Here is a 14244-nt window from a genome sequence, read left to right as displayed (position 1 = left end):
ACCTTGCAGGAAGAAAAAACTCTGTACCTTTGCCCCTCTGCAACTTTGAGCCTTAAAAAAATGAAACAAATCACTTCAATTCAAAATCCGTTTATCAAATCTTTGGTTTTACTTCAAGAAAAATCCAAAGCCAGAAAACAAACCGGAACATTTTTGATTGAAGGGCAACGCGAAATTTCTTTAGCCATAAAAGGCGGTTACGAAATCGAAACGGTTTTGTTTTTACCCGAATTAGTTTCTGAATCAGAAATCAACAAACTAATTCAAAATACTTTTCAAATTATAGAAATCAATAAAGAGGTTTATCAAAAATTGGCCTATCGTGATACAACGGAAGGAATTTTAGCGATAGCGAAAACCAAATCATTAAAATTATCAGATTTGAAGTTATCAGATAATCCATTGATTTTGGTGGTAGAATCTTTAGAAAAACCAGGAAATATTGGTGCCGTTTTACGAACTGCAGATGCAGCCAATTTAGACGCTGTTTTAATCGCCAATCCGAAAAGTGATTTGTACAATCCGAATATTGTACGTTCGAGTGTTGGATGTCTTTTTACCAACCAAATCGCAACAGGAACTTCAGAAGAAATTATTGCTTTTTTGAAAGAAAATAAAATCAATTTCTACAGCGCAACTTTACAAAATTCGACTTCATATCATACTCAAAATTTTACTACTCCAACCGCTTTAGTCGTTGGTACAGAAGCAATAGGTTTAACTCAGCAATGGCGTGACGAAGCAACTCAAAACATTATTATCCCAATGCAAGGAGAAATCGACAGCATGAATGTTTCTGTCGCAGCTGCAATTTTAATTTTCGAAGCTAAAAGACAAAGAGGGTTTTGATTTTAGATTTTAGATTTTAGATTTTAGATTTTAGATTTTAGATTTTAGATTTTAGATTTTAGATTTTAGATTTTAGATTTTAGATTTTAGATTTTAGATTTTAGATTTTAGATTTTAGATTTTAGATTTTAGATTTTAGATTTTAGATTTTAGATTTTAGATTTTAGATTTTAGATTTTAGATTTTCTAAAAGTCGCTTTGCTCCTTTTTGGAATTTGGGATTTAAAAATTGGAATTTTACCTAAAATCTTCACTCTAAAATCTACAATTATATGGCCTTGCGTATGTTCAAACTAATTCTTATTTTTAGTACTTGAACTATGCCGTTATGACAGAAATAGATATTGAAAAAGAAAACAAAGCTATTGCGCAGGAATACAAAGAATTACTCCGAATAAGTTACCAAACTTTAAGCCCAACAGACAAAAAATTAATTCGAAAAGCTTTTGATGTTGCCGTTGATGCCCACAAAGAACAGAGACGTAAATCGGGCGAAGCGTATATCTTTCATCCTATTGCAGTTGCAAAAATTGTTGCCTCAGAAATTGGTCTGGGAGCGACCTCTATCGCCGCGGCTTTATTACACGATGTTGTTGAAGACACTCCTGTAACTGTTGATGAAATAGAACGCCTATTTAATCCGAAAGTAGCACAGCTAGTTGAAGGTTTAACAAAGATTTCATTAGTCCAAAAAGATTTGAATGCTTCCATGCAGGCTGAGAATTTCAGAAAAATGATTCTGACCTTAAACGATGATGTTCGTGTAATTTTGATCAAATTGGCCGATCGTTTGCATAATATGCAAACCATGGATTCGATGGCGGAATACAAACAAACCAAAATTGCTTCTGAAACTCTATATATTTATGCTCCTCTAGCCCACCGTTTGGGGCTTTACAACATTAAAACCAAACTCGAAGATTTAGGATTAAAATACACAGAACCGGCAGTTTACAATGACATTGTAAGCAAAATTCGTGAAACAAAAGAAGAACAAGATGCTTATATCAAAGATATTTCAGATGTTTTAAAGAAATCTTTAGATAGCGAAGGTGTAGACTATATCATCAAAGGAAGACCAAAATCTATTTATTCTATTCGTCGAAAAATGCGTGCGCAAAACGTAACTTTTGACGAAGTTTATGATAAGTTCGCTCTTAGAATTGTATACAAAGCAGATCCGCATGAAGAGAAATTCATTGCCTGGAAAATATATTCTATCGTAACAGATCATTATCGCCCAAGCCCTAGCCGTTTACGCGACTGGATTTCATCACCAAAATCAACTGGCTATGAAGCGCTTCACATTACTGTAATGGGACCAAAAGGGCGTTGGGTCGAAGTTCAGGTTCGAAGCGAACGTATGGACGAAATCGCTGAAAAAGGTTACGCAGCACATTACAAATACAAAAACGGCGCAACAGAAGAAAGCGGTCTGGATACTTGGCTGAATCTTCTTCGCGAAGCGTTGGAAAATCCAGAAACCAATGCGGTTGATTTTGTGGAAGATTTTAAAATGAATCTGTATTCTAAAGAAATCTTCGTCTTTACTCCAAAAGGAGAAATCAAATCGTTGCCAAAAGGCGCGACTTCTCTTGATTTTGCTTTCAGCATTCACTCTGAAATTGGAATTAAAACTCGTGGAACCCGCGTAAATGGGCGATTAGTTCCGCTAAACTACGAATTAAAAAGCGGTGACCAAGTTGAAGTGATTACTTCGCCAAACCAAAAACCAACGGTAAACTGGCTAGAATATGTAACAACTTCTAGAGCCAAAAATAAAATTAAAAACGTTCTTAACGAAAACACTAAAAAGATTGCAGAAGAAGGAAAAGAATTACTTGTTAGAAAATTAAAACACCTAAAAGTTACATTCAACGAACAGGTAACAAACGAGTTAGTTAACTTCTTTAAACTAAAAACAAGTTTAGATTTATTTTATAGAGTTGGAATTGGTGCAATCGAAAATCAGCAGTTAAAAGATTATGCGGCGCAGAAAAGCAATTCGTTTATCAATTTCTTTAAAAATAAAATTAAACGAACGAAAGATACCGCAGATGAAGATATTCACAAACCAGTCATTAGCAGTAACTATGACATGCTGGTTTTTGGAACCGAACATGATAAATTAGACTATAAACTTTCGCAATGCTGTAATCCAATTCCTGGTGATGATGTTTTTGGTTTTGTTACGATTAACGAGGGAATAAAAGTGCATAAAAAAGACTGTCCGAACGCGATTGGAATGCAGTCGAATTACGCTTACAGAATTATGAGTGCCAAATGGATTGATTCTTCGCAAGAGGAATTCAAAGCCATTATCAATATTACAGGAATGGATGTTTTAGGACTTACCAACCAATTGACAAAAGTAATTTCAAACAATATGAGCGTAAATATTCAAAGTATTTCGCTTAGTACCGATGCTGGAATTTTCCACGGACAAGTTGCCGTAATTGTTAAAAACAATACTATTTTGAAAAAAATGATTAGCGCCATCAAGAAAATTGACGGAGTTGATAAGGTTACTAGAGAGTATAGAACTTAAACTAATTCATAAACATTAATCATGGAAAATAAATCCTTAGAAATTCCTAAAATAGAATTTGATGAAAATGGAGAGCTTTTAATTACGGCATCTGAATCTTCATCAAAAGACGATTTTGATTTTTTTCAAGGAAAATCTGTTATTCGCAACAGAAAATTAAAATCCAGATTGACGAATTGCGATGAGTGGATTGAATTTCCTTCAACACAGGAAATGTACAAGATTTTAAATGGAATTGGAAACATTGATAATTTTCTAGCCACTTTTGATGGAGAGCCTTTTGAAGGCATGACAGTAAGATTATTTAATCCGATAACAAAATTGTGGAGCATATACTGGTCAGATTCTACTACGGGAACATTAGACAAACCTGTAGTTGGTTCTTTTGAAAATAAAGTTGGGCATTTTTTTTCTAAAGATGTTTTTGATGAAAAACCAGTGATTCAAGTATTCCGATGGGATGCTCGAGACGAAAAGAATCCTGTCTGGAGCCAAGCAATGTCTGATGATAAAGGAAAAACTTGGGAATGGAATTGGTATATGTATATGTCGAAATCAAGTTAACCATTGTTAGTTTTTTCATAAATTAAAAAAATTATGTTAATTAAGCTAAATTAACCTTTGAAAATATTTTTAACGTAAAAGCCTGTATTTAGTGCATTATAACTAATCAAAAACATGTTTAAACGTTAAACTTTAAACCCGAAACTTTTATTCATTAAAAATAAAAAATTATCTTTGCCGGATATGACACTTATTTCAACTGACAACACTAAGAATCAAGAAATTGTAAAAAATGTTTTTACACTATATCTTGAACAAAAAGGGCATCGCAAAACTCCTGAGCGTTATGCTATACTTCAGGAAATTTACGATAGCGAGGAGCATTTTGATATAGAGAACCTTTATATTAAAATGAAAAACAAAAACTATCGTGTAAGTAGAGCTACTTTATACAACACGATCGAGTTATTGTTGGACTGCGCTTTGGTTAGAAAACATCAATTTGGACAAAATCAGGCTTACTACGAAAAATCATATTTTGATAAACAGCATGATCATATCATTATGACAGATTCTGGTGAGGTAATAGAATTTTGTGATCCAAGAATTCAAACCATCAAAAAGACTATCGAAGAAATTTTTGATATTGAAATTACAAATCACTCGCTTTATTTCTACGGAAACAAAAAGCAAAACTCAAACTCATAGTCTTTTCAAATTAGACTTTTCGAAAAAAAATAAAAAAAAGAAAATTAACTACATAATCAGTAGGGCAACTTAGATTGTCTCAACGCAAATTAAAACAGAATGACCGTAGATTTATTACTAGGATTACAATGGGGAGATGAAGGTAAAGGAAAAATTGTTGACGTACTTACCTCAAATTACGATATTATTGCACGTTTCCAAGGACTAACCAAATGCAGGACATACTCTAGAATTTGACGGAATTAAACACGTACTAAGAACAATTCCTTCTGGAATTTTTCATAAAAACTCGGTAAATATCATCGGAAATGGTGTTGTAATTGATCCAGTAGTTTTTCAAAAAGAAATTGAAGGTTTAGAAAAATTCAACCTTGACATCAAGAAGAAATTAATCATTTCTAGAAAAGCACACTTAATATTACCAACTCACCGTTTGCTTGACGCTGCTTCTGAAGCTTCTAAAGGAAAAGCAAAAATTGGTTCTACTCTTAAAGGAATTGGACCAACTTACATGGACAAGACTGGTAGAAATGGTTTACGTGTTGGAGATATCGAACTAGAAGATTTCAAAGAGCGTTACAGAGCTTTAGCTGACAAACATGAAGCAATGATTGCTTTTTATGATGTTGCTATTCAATATAATTTAGCTGAATTAGAAAAAGAATTCTTTGAAGCTATTGAAGAATTAAAAAAATTAGATTTCATTGATAGTGAAGAATACATGCACCAAGCTCAAAAAGCTGGAAAATCTATTCTTTGCGAAGGTGCTCAAGGATTTTTATTAGATGTTGATTTCGGAACTTATCCTTTCGTAACTTCATCAAACACTACTGCTGCTGGAGCTTGTACTGGTTTAGGAATTGCTCCTAACAAAATCAAAGAAGTATACGGAATTTTCAAAGCTTATGTTACACGTGTAGGTAGCGAACCTTTCCCAACTGAACTTTTTGACGAAGTTGGTGCTACAATGGCAAAAGTGGGTAATGAATTTGGTTCTGTAACAGGAAGACAAAGACGTTGCGGATGGTTAGATCTTGTTGCTTTAAAATATGCCGTTCAAGTTAACGGAGTTACTCAGTTAATGATGATGAAAGGTGATGTACTTTCTGGTTTCGAAACTTTAAAAGTTTGTACAGAATACAACTACAAAGGACAAAACATTTCTCACTTTCCTTACAACATTGAACCAGAAAACGTTACTCCGATTTACAAAGAGTTTAAAGGATGGAAACAAGATTTAACTGGATTGACAACTTACGATCAATTACCTATTGAGCTAAAAGAATATATTGAGTTTATTGAAAAAGAAATCGAAGTGCCAATCAAAATTGTATCGGTTCGGTCCAGACAGAAAGCAAACAATAACAAAATAATACATTTAAACGCTCTGATAATCAGGGCGTTTTTTTTTATGAAATAATTTTCCAAATGAGAAAGAATCCAGAAATCGAAATAACAGATACCAAATTACTTTCAGATAATTGGTACATATTAAACAAAGTTACTTTTAACTACAAAAAGGAAAACGAAAAAACAGAATCACATATTCGTGAAGTTTATGATCGCGGAAATGGTGCTGGGATATTATTATACAATACTGCCAAGAAAACAGTTGTACTAACGAGACAATTTCGTTTACCAACTTACCTTAACGGAAATAAAACGGGAATGATGATTGAGGTTTGCGCAGGACTTTTAGACAAAGACAATGCCGAACAAGCTATTATTCGCGAAACGGAAGAAGAAACAGGATATCGTTTAATAAAAGTTCAAAAAGTAATCGAAACCTATATGTCTCCAGGATCTGTAACAGAGATTTTATATTTGTTTGTGGGAGAATATGACGAAAATATGAAGGTAAGTTCTGGTGGCGGATTGGATGCTGAACAGGAAAACATAGAAGTTTTAGAATTTACTTTTGATGAAGCTTATGCCATGATCGAATCTGGGGAAATTTCAGATGCTAAAACGATTATGCTATTGCAACACGCTAAAATAAAAGGATTAATTTAATTTTTTTTGAGTATTTTAGATCAATCAAACCATCTAAAATGCCCAAACTTAGAATAGTATTTATTTTCCTTTTGCCATTATTTGTTCTCTCGCAAAACAAAAAATGGCCAGCTGAAAAACTCAAACAAGATTTAACCTTGTTTAAGGAAATAAGAGAAAAAGCTAATTCAGGACTTTATAAATACAGAACAAAACAGCAGATTGACAGTATTTATTCTTGGGCTTTTTCGAAGATCAAAGAGCCAAAAGAACTTATCGAATTCTACAAAATACTTTTGCAGATTACCGATTTTGAAGGAAGTCTGCACAATGACACAACACTTCCTGATGATTTTGAGAAAAAATATTCATCAGGAAATGTTTTCTTTCCCTATCCCGTAAAATTAATCCAAAATCAGTTACTTCTTAATTTTGAAAATGCTGAAATTCCGCTAGGCTCTCAAATTTACAGCATTAATGGCATTGAGACCAAAAAACTACTTACCTCTCTCTTTAAGTATTACACAACAGACGGTTACAACATTACAGGAAAATCAATCGGAATTGGAAGTTCTTTCGCTAAATATTTCCAAATGGAATATGGTGCTCAAAAAAGCTTTTTAGTTGAATATTCACTTCCAAATCATACGCAAAAACTGACCAAAACCATTTATCCTGTTTCGAATGAAATTCGAAAAGAAAACTTCAAAAACCGATTTTCTTTACCAATTGATAGTCTTCAATATAACCGGGCAAAAGACAAATATTCATTTAAAATAATTTCAAGAAAAACAGCCTTACTTTCTGTTCATACTTTTGTAATTGGTCGAAATGCAAAAGACAAACAGCATATAGCCTATAAAAAATATTTGGACAGCTGTTTTCAATATCTTTCTACACATTCTGAAATTCAGAACTTAATTGTCGATGTTAGAAACAATGGCGGCGGCACCGATCCAAATGATATTGTGACTTTTTCTTATTTGGCACAAAAGGCTTATCGCGAAAATGCTTCAGCTTATGTAAATTTTCAAAAAATACCTTTCCCAAATTATTTTGTTTACGAAGAAACAAATGCTAAAAAACAGCAAGAAGAACGCAAGGATTTTGAAGAGGAATTAAAAGAAGAATTTCCGAAACTCGAAAACGGAAAATATTTTCAAGACGAAAAATTCAATCCATTATTGCAGCCTGATCAAAACAGTTTTAAAGGGCAAATTTATATGCTAATTAGTTCGAGAATCGCTTCTGCCGGATCGCTATTTGCTTCGCTTGTTGCAGGTAACACAAATGCCATAACAATTGGCGAAGAAACCATGGGCGGTTATTACGGACATAATGGCCACACTCCTATCGAATACGAATTACCGAATACAAAAATCAAAACGCAGTTTTCTATTGTAAATCTAGAACAAGATGTTCCTAAAAAAGCAAATCAAATTTTTGGAAGAGGAATAATTCCGGATCATGAAATTTTACAGACTTTTGATGATTTTATGAAAAATAGAGATACTCAATTGGAATATACTTTGAAACAAATCGAACAAAAATAACTTAACCTAAAACCTAAATCATGGGATTATTTGACCTATTCAAGAAAAAAGAAACTCCGCAGAAAGACGAAACTCCTCAAAAAGACGAAAAAGGGGTATTACTTGCAATGCCTTTGTTTAATAACAACGAAAGTTACAGTATAGACCGCGTAATTGATAACCTGAAAAATTTCTGGGGATTATCTATTGTCAATTTTTCAGGAAATGATACTTCGGCTGTTTTTAAATTGGATAATGAATTAGTAGCTATAGCTTACGTGCCGGCACAAATTCCTGGCGAAGAACTTTCCACAACCATTCAATATGCATACAATTGGCATACTGCAGGAGAAGATTTAAAAAACTACACGGGACATGCAATCGTTTCTGTTATGTCTTCTCAGGGAAGTCAAGTAGAACGATATACCCTTTTAAGCAAATTATTATGCTCTATTCTTGCTACTTCAAATTCAATAGGCGTTTATCAAGGAAAACAAACCCTTTTGATACCAAGAGATCAATATTTAGAAAACATTCCTGATTTACAGCAAGGAAAATCTCCTGTTCAAGTATGGATTTATATTGGCATCAAAACCTCTGAGCAAGGAAACTACATGTATACTTATGGATTACCTGAATTTGGAAAACAAGAAATGGAAATCTTACAATCTCCTTTGGATCTGCCAGAACTCTTTAATTTCTTTACCAGCATTATTTCATACGTTATTAATAGCGATGTTACATTACGAAACGGAGAAACTTTAGGATATACGGAAGACCAGAAAATAAAAATTACAGCTTCGAAAGGATTTTTTGTGGAAGGGCAAACTTTAAGATTAGAGATATAGTTTCTTAATAATACAAAAAAAATCCAAAAACAAAAATTGGATGGAAGAAAAATCTTTAATAGCTTAAAAAATGAAAGAAAAAACTTAAAAATAACATATATTTGTCTTTTTAAGTAATGAAATATGACACATCAACAAATTCTTGACAAACTTGCTGCCAAATATTTAGTAAAATCCTTAGATGAAGATTTAGCAAGACTAACTTTCGGAGCAATGTGTTATGACAATAACAAAGACAACCAACTTTTATACGTTTTACCAAAACTTTTAAATCGTTGGAATTGTATTTTAAATGCTGAAAATAGCATTTCAGATAATTATAAGCAAACAACAGTTCTTGCATTAGCAATACTATTACATAAATATGGCTTTACCGATATTGACATTACTAATAAGGCAATAAAAGCTATTGATAAACTTAATAAAAGTGCAGCATTGAGTGATGATTTTTTAAAAAAATCAGAAGAGATTAAGCAATTTATTTTATCACCGCCAATCCCTTTAAAACGAAAGCCAACGGTTTCTGAAAGTATTACTTTTTATAGAGCAAAAGACATTATATCTATACAGTTTGAAAATCGTTTTTATGTCGCATATATTCATGAAATTTCGGGAGTTAACGAAAGCCCTATAGTTGAATTCTATGACCGTATTTTTGACCAGATTCCGAAATTAAATGAAATCATCAATTTACCCGCCAAAGGAAGACTATCTACTGGAAACATAGAAAGGATCGCCTATTTTTCAATTTCAGGAATGAAATACCTCCCTGATCTTGCTAACCAAATTCAACTAGTAGGCTCTTCTATTGAAAAACTTCCAATTAGCGATCATCTAGAAAAACAAATAGGACTCAGAACTATTAGCAATATATTCGATATTCAAACTATAATAAAACAACTCTTTAGGCTGAATCAAAATAATAAAATGTAAATCCCGAAACCTATTCCAAAAATTATGTAACCCTTTTCAGCTATCATAATCATAACTTTATATTCATAAAAATACGACCTATGAAAAAGTTATATTACACAGCAAACGCCCTACTTTTATTAATGTTAGTCTTATTAGGTTCTTGCAAAAAAACCGATACGATAACATTGACTGAAAACAAAAAAGAGAAAAAGAAAGTAATTGAATATAAAAAACCAGAAACCGTTTCTTACCAAGTTGAAAAAACAAAAGAATGGTTGAAGCTCAATGAAGCTGATAGTTCAAAAATGGATATTGTTTATGCTTTAAACCGAACTGATAAAGCTAATTTCAAAAAACTGGATTCTGTTGTTATTCCAGCCGATTTTAGCGGGGATTTGGTTTATTATCTTCCGTTCCCAATTCATGTTTCGGCTTTAGAGGAGGTATCAAAAATTATTCTTTTTTCTTATCCAACCCAAACTTTTGCGGCTTATGAAAATGGTGAATTAGTTAGAACAGGGCCAACAAATATGGGAAGAAAAAAAGATCCTACTCCAACAGGATTATTTTTCACGAATTGGAAAGCAGAAAAAACAACCAGTACTTTTAATGACGAATGGGATTTAAAATGGAATTTTAATATCGAAAACAAATTAGGAGTTGGCTTTCACGAATATGATTTGCCTGGTTATCCTGCTTCTCATTCTTGTTTGAGATTATTAGAGAAAGATGCTAAATACCTTTACAAATTTGCTGACGAATGGATTCTGAAAGACAAAGAAAATGTAAAAGTAAAAGGTACGCCTGTAATCGTTTTTGGAAGTTATGATTTTGATGGACCAAAACCGTGGCTTCAATTGGCTTCAGATCCAGAAGTTTTAAATATCTCTCAAGGCGATATTGAAAATACTGTAAAACCCTATTTAAAAGAAATCTTAGAAAATCAAAACCTAAGAGAAGCCGATCCCTCAAAAACTTTATAAAATATAAAATATACTATAAATAAAAGAATCAGCTGAAATGATATACTATCATTTCAGCTTTTTTTGTTTGCTTTTAAACCTAAAATTTGGCTAAAGATCTTCTCTTTGTCCTTTCTTAAACCTCCAACTTTAGCTGGAGGCAATTCACACTTTCAAGTCTTTAGTCTCTGCCTCTTTGCACCTTTGAACCTAAATAAAAAAACTCAGAACCTCAGCACCTTAGAACCTTAGCATCTCAAAAAATAATCATAAATAAGCGATCGTTCATTTATTATTTATATCTTTGCATTATAATTAGTTAGAATTATGAGAACTAGAGATACAAATAAAGAAGAAATTGTAAAGCAAAAAGCAATAGAAATGATCGTTGCACAAGGTGTAGAAGGTTTTGGAATGAATCGTCTGGCTAAAGAATGCGGTGTGTCTGTAGCAACACTTTACATCTATTATTCGGATAAAGAAGATCTGATTCGCAAAATTGGAATTGAAATCGGTCAAAATTTCTTTGAAAAGATGTTTGATGGTTTCGCTACAAATATGTCTTTTAGAGAAGGATTACGAAATCAATGGGAAAATCGTATTTACTTCAATCTCAATTTTCCACTACAAACTACCTGTTTTGAACTTTTAAGACATTCTACTCACGGCGATGCAATCCTACAAGAAGTAACAGGAAAGTACAAGCAAATGATGACTGAATTTATGGTTTTGGCAATTGAGCGAAAAGAGCTCATTTCTGTTCCTTATGAAGTATTTTGGAGTATTGCTTACGGTTCACTTTATTCTCTTTTAGAATTTCATAGAGATGGAAAATCAATGTCTGGAAAATCTTTCGTTCTTAATGACAAGATTAAAAATGAAGCTTTTAACCTTGTTCTAAAAGCATTAACTCTCTGATTAAAATTCAACAGCAATAGCAATTTCAATAACAATAGCAATTTCAATATCAATAACAGATTTAAATACAATATAATTTCAATAAAATGGAAACTTCAATTATAGAAAATAAAAAAATTGCCATTATTGGTGGTGGGCCTGTTGGACTAACCACTGCAAGAATTTTACAAATTAATGGTGCAGATGTTACGGTTTATGAAAGAGACCTTAATGCACTAGCGCGAACATCTGGAGGAACTTTGGACATTCATTCTGATTCTGGTCAATTTGCGATTCAGAAAGCGGGTTTAATGGAGGAATTTAAAAAATACGCACGACCAACTGGAGAGAAAATGGCTGATATGAACGGAAATATTACTTCTGACGAAATGCCTGATGAAACTAATGCTTTTTCACGCCCAGAAATTGATCGAAACGATCTTCGAAAAATTATGCTGGAGAATCTAACCGAAAATACAGTAGTTTGGGATAGCCAACTAATTAATATTGAAAAACTTGAAGACCAATATGTTTTAGAATTCAAAAATGGCACAACAGCAACTGCCGATTTTGTAATCGTTGCAAATGGCGGAAGATCGAATGCTAGAAAATTTGTGAGCGATCAAGAACCTCAGCTTTCTGGAACTTATATTATTCAAGGAGAAATTGTGAATCCTGATCAAGATTATCCCGAATTTAAACCAAAATACGGAAACGGAAATGTGATGGCAATGGGAGAACACAAAATGTTTTACACCCATACCATGCGCGACGGTTCTGTTCATTTTGGAGTTTCTTTTAAAGCCGATGAAGATTGGGTTTCGAACCACGGGATTAATTTTGAAGATGATCAATCTGTGATTTCTTTTTTGAATGAAACTTTTGAAAATTGGGGAGATGATTACAAAAAATTCTTTGCCGCTTCTACAGAGTTTTCTGGTTTGCCTTTAAGATTGTTTTCTTTAGAAGAATCTTGGAAAGAACATTCAAACCTTACACTTGTTGGCGACGCAGCACATTTGATGCCTCCATTTGCAGGCGAAGGTGTAAATATGGGCTTGTTTGATGCTTTCCATTTAACCCAAAATTTAACCAACGGAAAATTTAAAACAATTGATGAAGCAATCGCTGATTATGAGAAAAAAATGTTCGGTTATGCATTAGAAGCACAACGCATGACAAAGAAAATGGAAGATTTACTGCATTCAGATATTGTGGCTGAAGATATTCTAAACAGCCGTTACGAATAAATTTCATAGCTTTATAGTTATAATGAACCTTTCAAAAAATAATAGAACTTGCAAAAAAGGGCATCACTATTTTAAAACTAGTGACTGCCCTACTTGTCCTATTTGCGAAGCTGAAAAAAAGCCCAAATCTGGGATTTTATCTATTTTATCTGCACCTGCAAGAAGAGCTTTAGAAAGTAAAAGCATTAAAACTGTAGAAGATTTATCACAATATACTCAAGCAGAAATTATGTCTTTGCACGGAATTGGTCCAAGCAGTTTACCAAAACTTTTGGAAGAGTTAAGAAAGAATGGTCTTGCTTTTAAAGAAAAGAATTCTAACCTATAAAGTAGTTTTTATTTCTTACTTTCGTTTTCTAAGCGAAAAAAAGTGCTTTGAACTACTTATGAAAAGACTATTTTTATTTCTTCTTTCTTTTGTTACATTTTTAAACCATGCCCAATCTAACCAAATTTTAGATTTTAAAGCTGGGTATGCTCCAGAAACCAATTATCTTCAAACCACGATTAATTCATCCGATTATGAAGTTTTGTATTCTGGCAGCGAAACGTTCTTAGAAACCTTAAAGAATAATAAAGTACAAAACCCTTCTAAAATAAAGACTGTCTTTAATTTAGAAACGGTTTCTAAAACTGGTAAAAGTGATAAAAGCGGCAATTTCCCAATAACAATCGAGTACCTGAAATCGGTAGATTTAGATGGAAAAACTATAATTCCAAACGGTACCCTCATTTATGGAAAAGCTTCATTGTCTACCATGCCAGAAATAGATTCTATTGTTTCAAAAGACATGGAAGAGGATTTTAAAAATACTGTTTTTCAAATGGTTAAAAATACTTTTTCACAATTGGCTCTTCCGCATAAAAAACTAAAAATAGGCGAATCTTTTACTCAAGAAAGCCCATTAATACTGCCTATCGCAGGGATAAATATTGAAATGCAAATTACTACGGTGTACAATTTAAAAAGCATAAATTCTAAAAATGCTTTCTTTGATATTACGCAGACTTACACAATGAAAATGTCTGACAACAGATTTGAAACCAACGGATCTGGAATTGGAAAAGGTAATTTGATTTATGATATACCCAATCATTTTATAAGTGAGAACAATTTGGAAATGGATTTTACTCTCGGCTTAAAACACACTGATTTTGCCTTAGATTTAAAATCTAAAAGTGATTTCAAACAAACATCAACCATATCAAAAGGCAAATAAAAAAAGGCGTAAGAAAAAA

13 protein-coding genes and 1 pseudogene are annotated in these 14244 nt (G+C 32.7%); all 14 read left to right on the top strand.

What is annotated here, in order from left to right:
* Positions 1–60 precede the first annotated feature (60 nt).
* Positions 61–849, top strand: coding sequence for a TrmH family RNA methyltransferase (locus ACPWTF_RS19720; protein ID WP_427872624.1), 789 nt, complete (start codon positions 61–63; stop codon positions 847–849).
* Positions 850–1177: 328 nt separating this feature from the next.
* The gene (locus ACPWTF_RS19715) at positions 1178–3397 is read left to right on the top strand and encodes a RelA/SpoT family protein (RefSeq protein WP_248725963.1); all 2220 of its coding nucleotides are present in this window, start codon (positions 1178–1180) and stop codon (positions 3395–3397) included.
* Between the two features lie 21 nt (positions 3398–3418).
* A complete protein-coding gene (locus ACPWTF_RS19710) occupies positions 3419–3961 on the top strand; it encodes a hypothetical protein (protein WP_250835239.1) in 543 nt (180 codons plus the stop codon).
* A gap of 183 nt (positions 3962–4144) precedes the next feature.
* Positions 4145–4609, top strand: coding sequence for a Fur family transcriptional regulator (locus ACPWTF_RS19705; protein ID WP_008462215.1), 465 nt, complete (start codon positions 4145–4147; stop codon positions 4607–4609).
* A 99-nt stretch (positions 4610–4708) separates the two neighbouring features.
* A pseudogene (locus ACPWTF_RS19700) lies at positions 4709–5982 on the top strand (adenylosuccinate synthase).
* A 55-nt stretch (positions 5983–6037) separates the two neighbouring features.
* Positions 6038–6622: an NUDIX domain-containing protein gene (locus ACPWTF_RS19695; RefSeq protein WP_427872623.1), complete on the top strand. Its 585-nt coding sequence runs from the start codon at positions 6038–6040 to the stop codon at positions 6620–6622.
* Between the two features lie 38 nt (positions 6623–6660).
* Entirely contained in the window at positions 6661–8154 is a 1494-nt protein-coding gene (locus ACPWTF_RS19690) for a S41 family peptidase (protein WP_427872622.1), read from the top strand.
* A 20-nt stretch (positions 8155–8174) separates the two neighbouring features.
* Positions 8175–8981: a DUF4261 domain-containing protein gene (locus ACPWTF_RS19685; protein WP_427872621.1), complete on the top strand. Its 807-nt coding sequence runs from the start codon at positions 8175–8177 to the stop codon at positions 8979–8981.
* A gap of 123 nt (positions 8982–9104) precedes the next feature.
* Positions 9105–9914 (top strand): hypothetical protein, encoded by an 810-nt coding sequence (locus ACPWTF_RS19680; protein WP_427872620.1) that lies wholly within the window; start codon positions 9105–9107, stop codon positions 9912–9914.
* Between the two features lie 80 nt (positions 9915–9994).
* A complete protein-coding gene (locus ACPWTF_RS19675) occupies positions 9995–10879 on the top strand; it encodes a L,D-transpeptidase (RefSeq protein ID WP_427872619.1) in 885 nt (294 codons plus the stop codon).
* Between the two features lie 306 nt (positions 10880–11185).
* Entirely contained in the window at positions 11186–11776 is a 591-nt protein-coding gene (locus ACPWTF_RS19670) for a TetR/AcrR family transcriptional regulator (RefSeq protein WP_427872618.1), read from the top strand.
* An 86-nt stretch (positions 11777–11862) separates the two neighbouring features.
* Positions 11863–13005, top strand: coding sequence for an FAD-dependent oxidoreductase (locus ACPWTF_RS19665; protein WP_427872617.1), 1143 nt, complete (start codon positions 11863–11865; stop codon positions 13003–13005).
* 22 nt (positions 13006–13027) lie between these two features.
* A complete protein-coding gene (locus ACPWTF_RS19660; RefSeq protein WP_427872616.1) occupies positions 13028–13333 on the top strand; it encodes an RNA polymerase alpha subunit C-terminal domain-containing protein in 306 nt (101 codons plus the stop codon).
* Between the two features lie 58 nt (positions 13334–13391).
* Positions 13392–14225, top strand: coding sequence for a hypothetical protein (locus ACPWTF_RS19655; RefSeq protein WP_427872615.1), 834 nt, complete (start codon positions 13392–13394; stop codon positions 14223–14225).
* Positions 14226–14244: the final 19 nt, after the last annotated feature.

It is taken from the genome of Flavobacterium sp. MMS24-S5, from assembly GCF_050320125.1.
Lineage (GTDB): Bacteria > Bacteroidota > Bacteroidia > Flavobacteriales > Flavobacteriaceae > Flavobacterium > Flavobacterium tyrosinilyticum.
The sequence above is the reverse complement of the archived record's forward strand: the minus strand, read 5'-3'. Positions and strand labels throughout refer to the sequence as shown.

Coding starts and splice junctions, on each gene's coding strand:
- ACPWTF_RS19720 (WP_427872624.1), top strand. CDS start 61: ATGAAACAAATCACTTCAATTCAAAATCCGTTTATCAAATCTTTGGTT.
- ACPWTF_RS19715 (WP_248725963.1), top strand. CDS start 1,178: ATGACAGAAATAGATATTGAAAAAGAAAACAAAGCTATTGCGCAGGAA.
- ACPWTF_RS19710 (WP_250835239.1), top strand. CDS start 3,419: ATGGAAAATAAATCCTTAGAAATTCCTAAAATAGAATTTGATGAAAAT.
- ACPWTF_RS19705 (WP_008462215.1), top strand. CDS start 4,145: ATGACACTTATTTCAACTGACAACACTAAGAATCAAGAAATTGTAAAA.
- ACPWTF_RS19695 (WP_427872623.1), top strand. CDS start 6,038: ATGAGAAAGAATCCAGAAATCGAAATAACAGATACCAAATTACTTTCA.
- ACPWTF_RS19690 (WP_427872622.1), top strand. CDS start 6,661: ATGCCCAAACTTAGAATAGTATTTATTTTCCTTTTGCCATTATTTGTT.
- ACPWTF_RS19685 (WP_427872621.1), top strand. CDS start 8,175: ATGGGATTATTTGACCTATTCAAGAAAAAAGAAACTCCGCAGAAAGAC.
- ACPWTF_RS19680 (WP_427872620.1), top strand. CDS start 9,105: ATGACACATCAACAAATTCTTGACAAACTTGCTGCCAAATATTTAGTA.
- ACPWTF_RS19675 (WP_427872619.1), top strand. CDS start 9,995: ATGAAAAAGTTATATTACACAGCAAACGCCCTACTTTTATTAATGTTA.
- ACPWTF_RS19670 (WP_427872618.1), top strand. CDS start 11,186: ATGAGAACTAGAGATACAAATAAAGAAGAAATTGTAAAGCAAAAAGCA.
- ACPWTF_RS19665 (WP_427872617.1), top strand. CDS start 11,863: ATGGAAACTTCAATTATAGAAAATAAAAAAATTGCCATTATTGGTGGT.
- ACPWTF_RS19660 (WP_427872616.1), top strand. CDS start 13,028: ATGAACCTTTCAAAAAATAATAGAACTTGCAAAAAAGGGCATCACTAT.
- ACPWTF_RS19655 (WP_427872615.1), top strand. CDS start 13,392: ATGAAAAGACTATTTTTATTTCTTCTTTCTTTTGTTACATTTTTAAAC.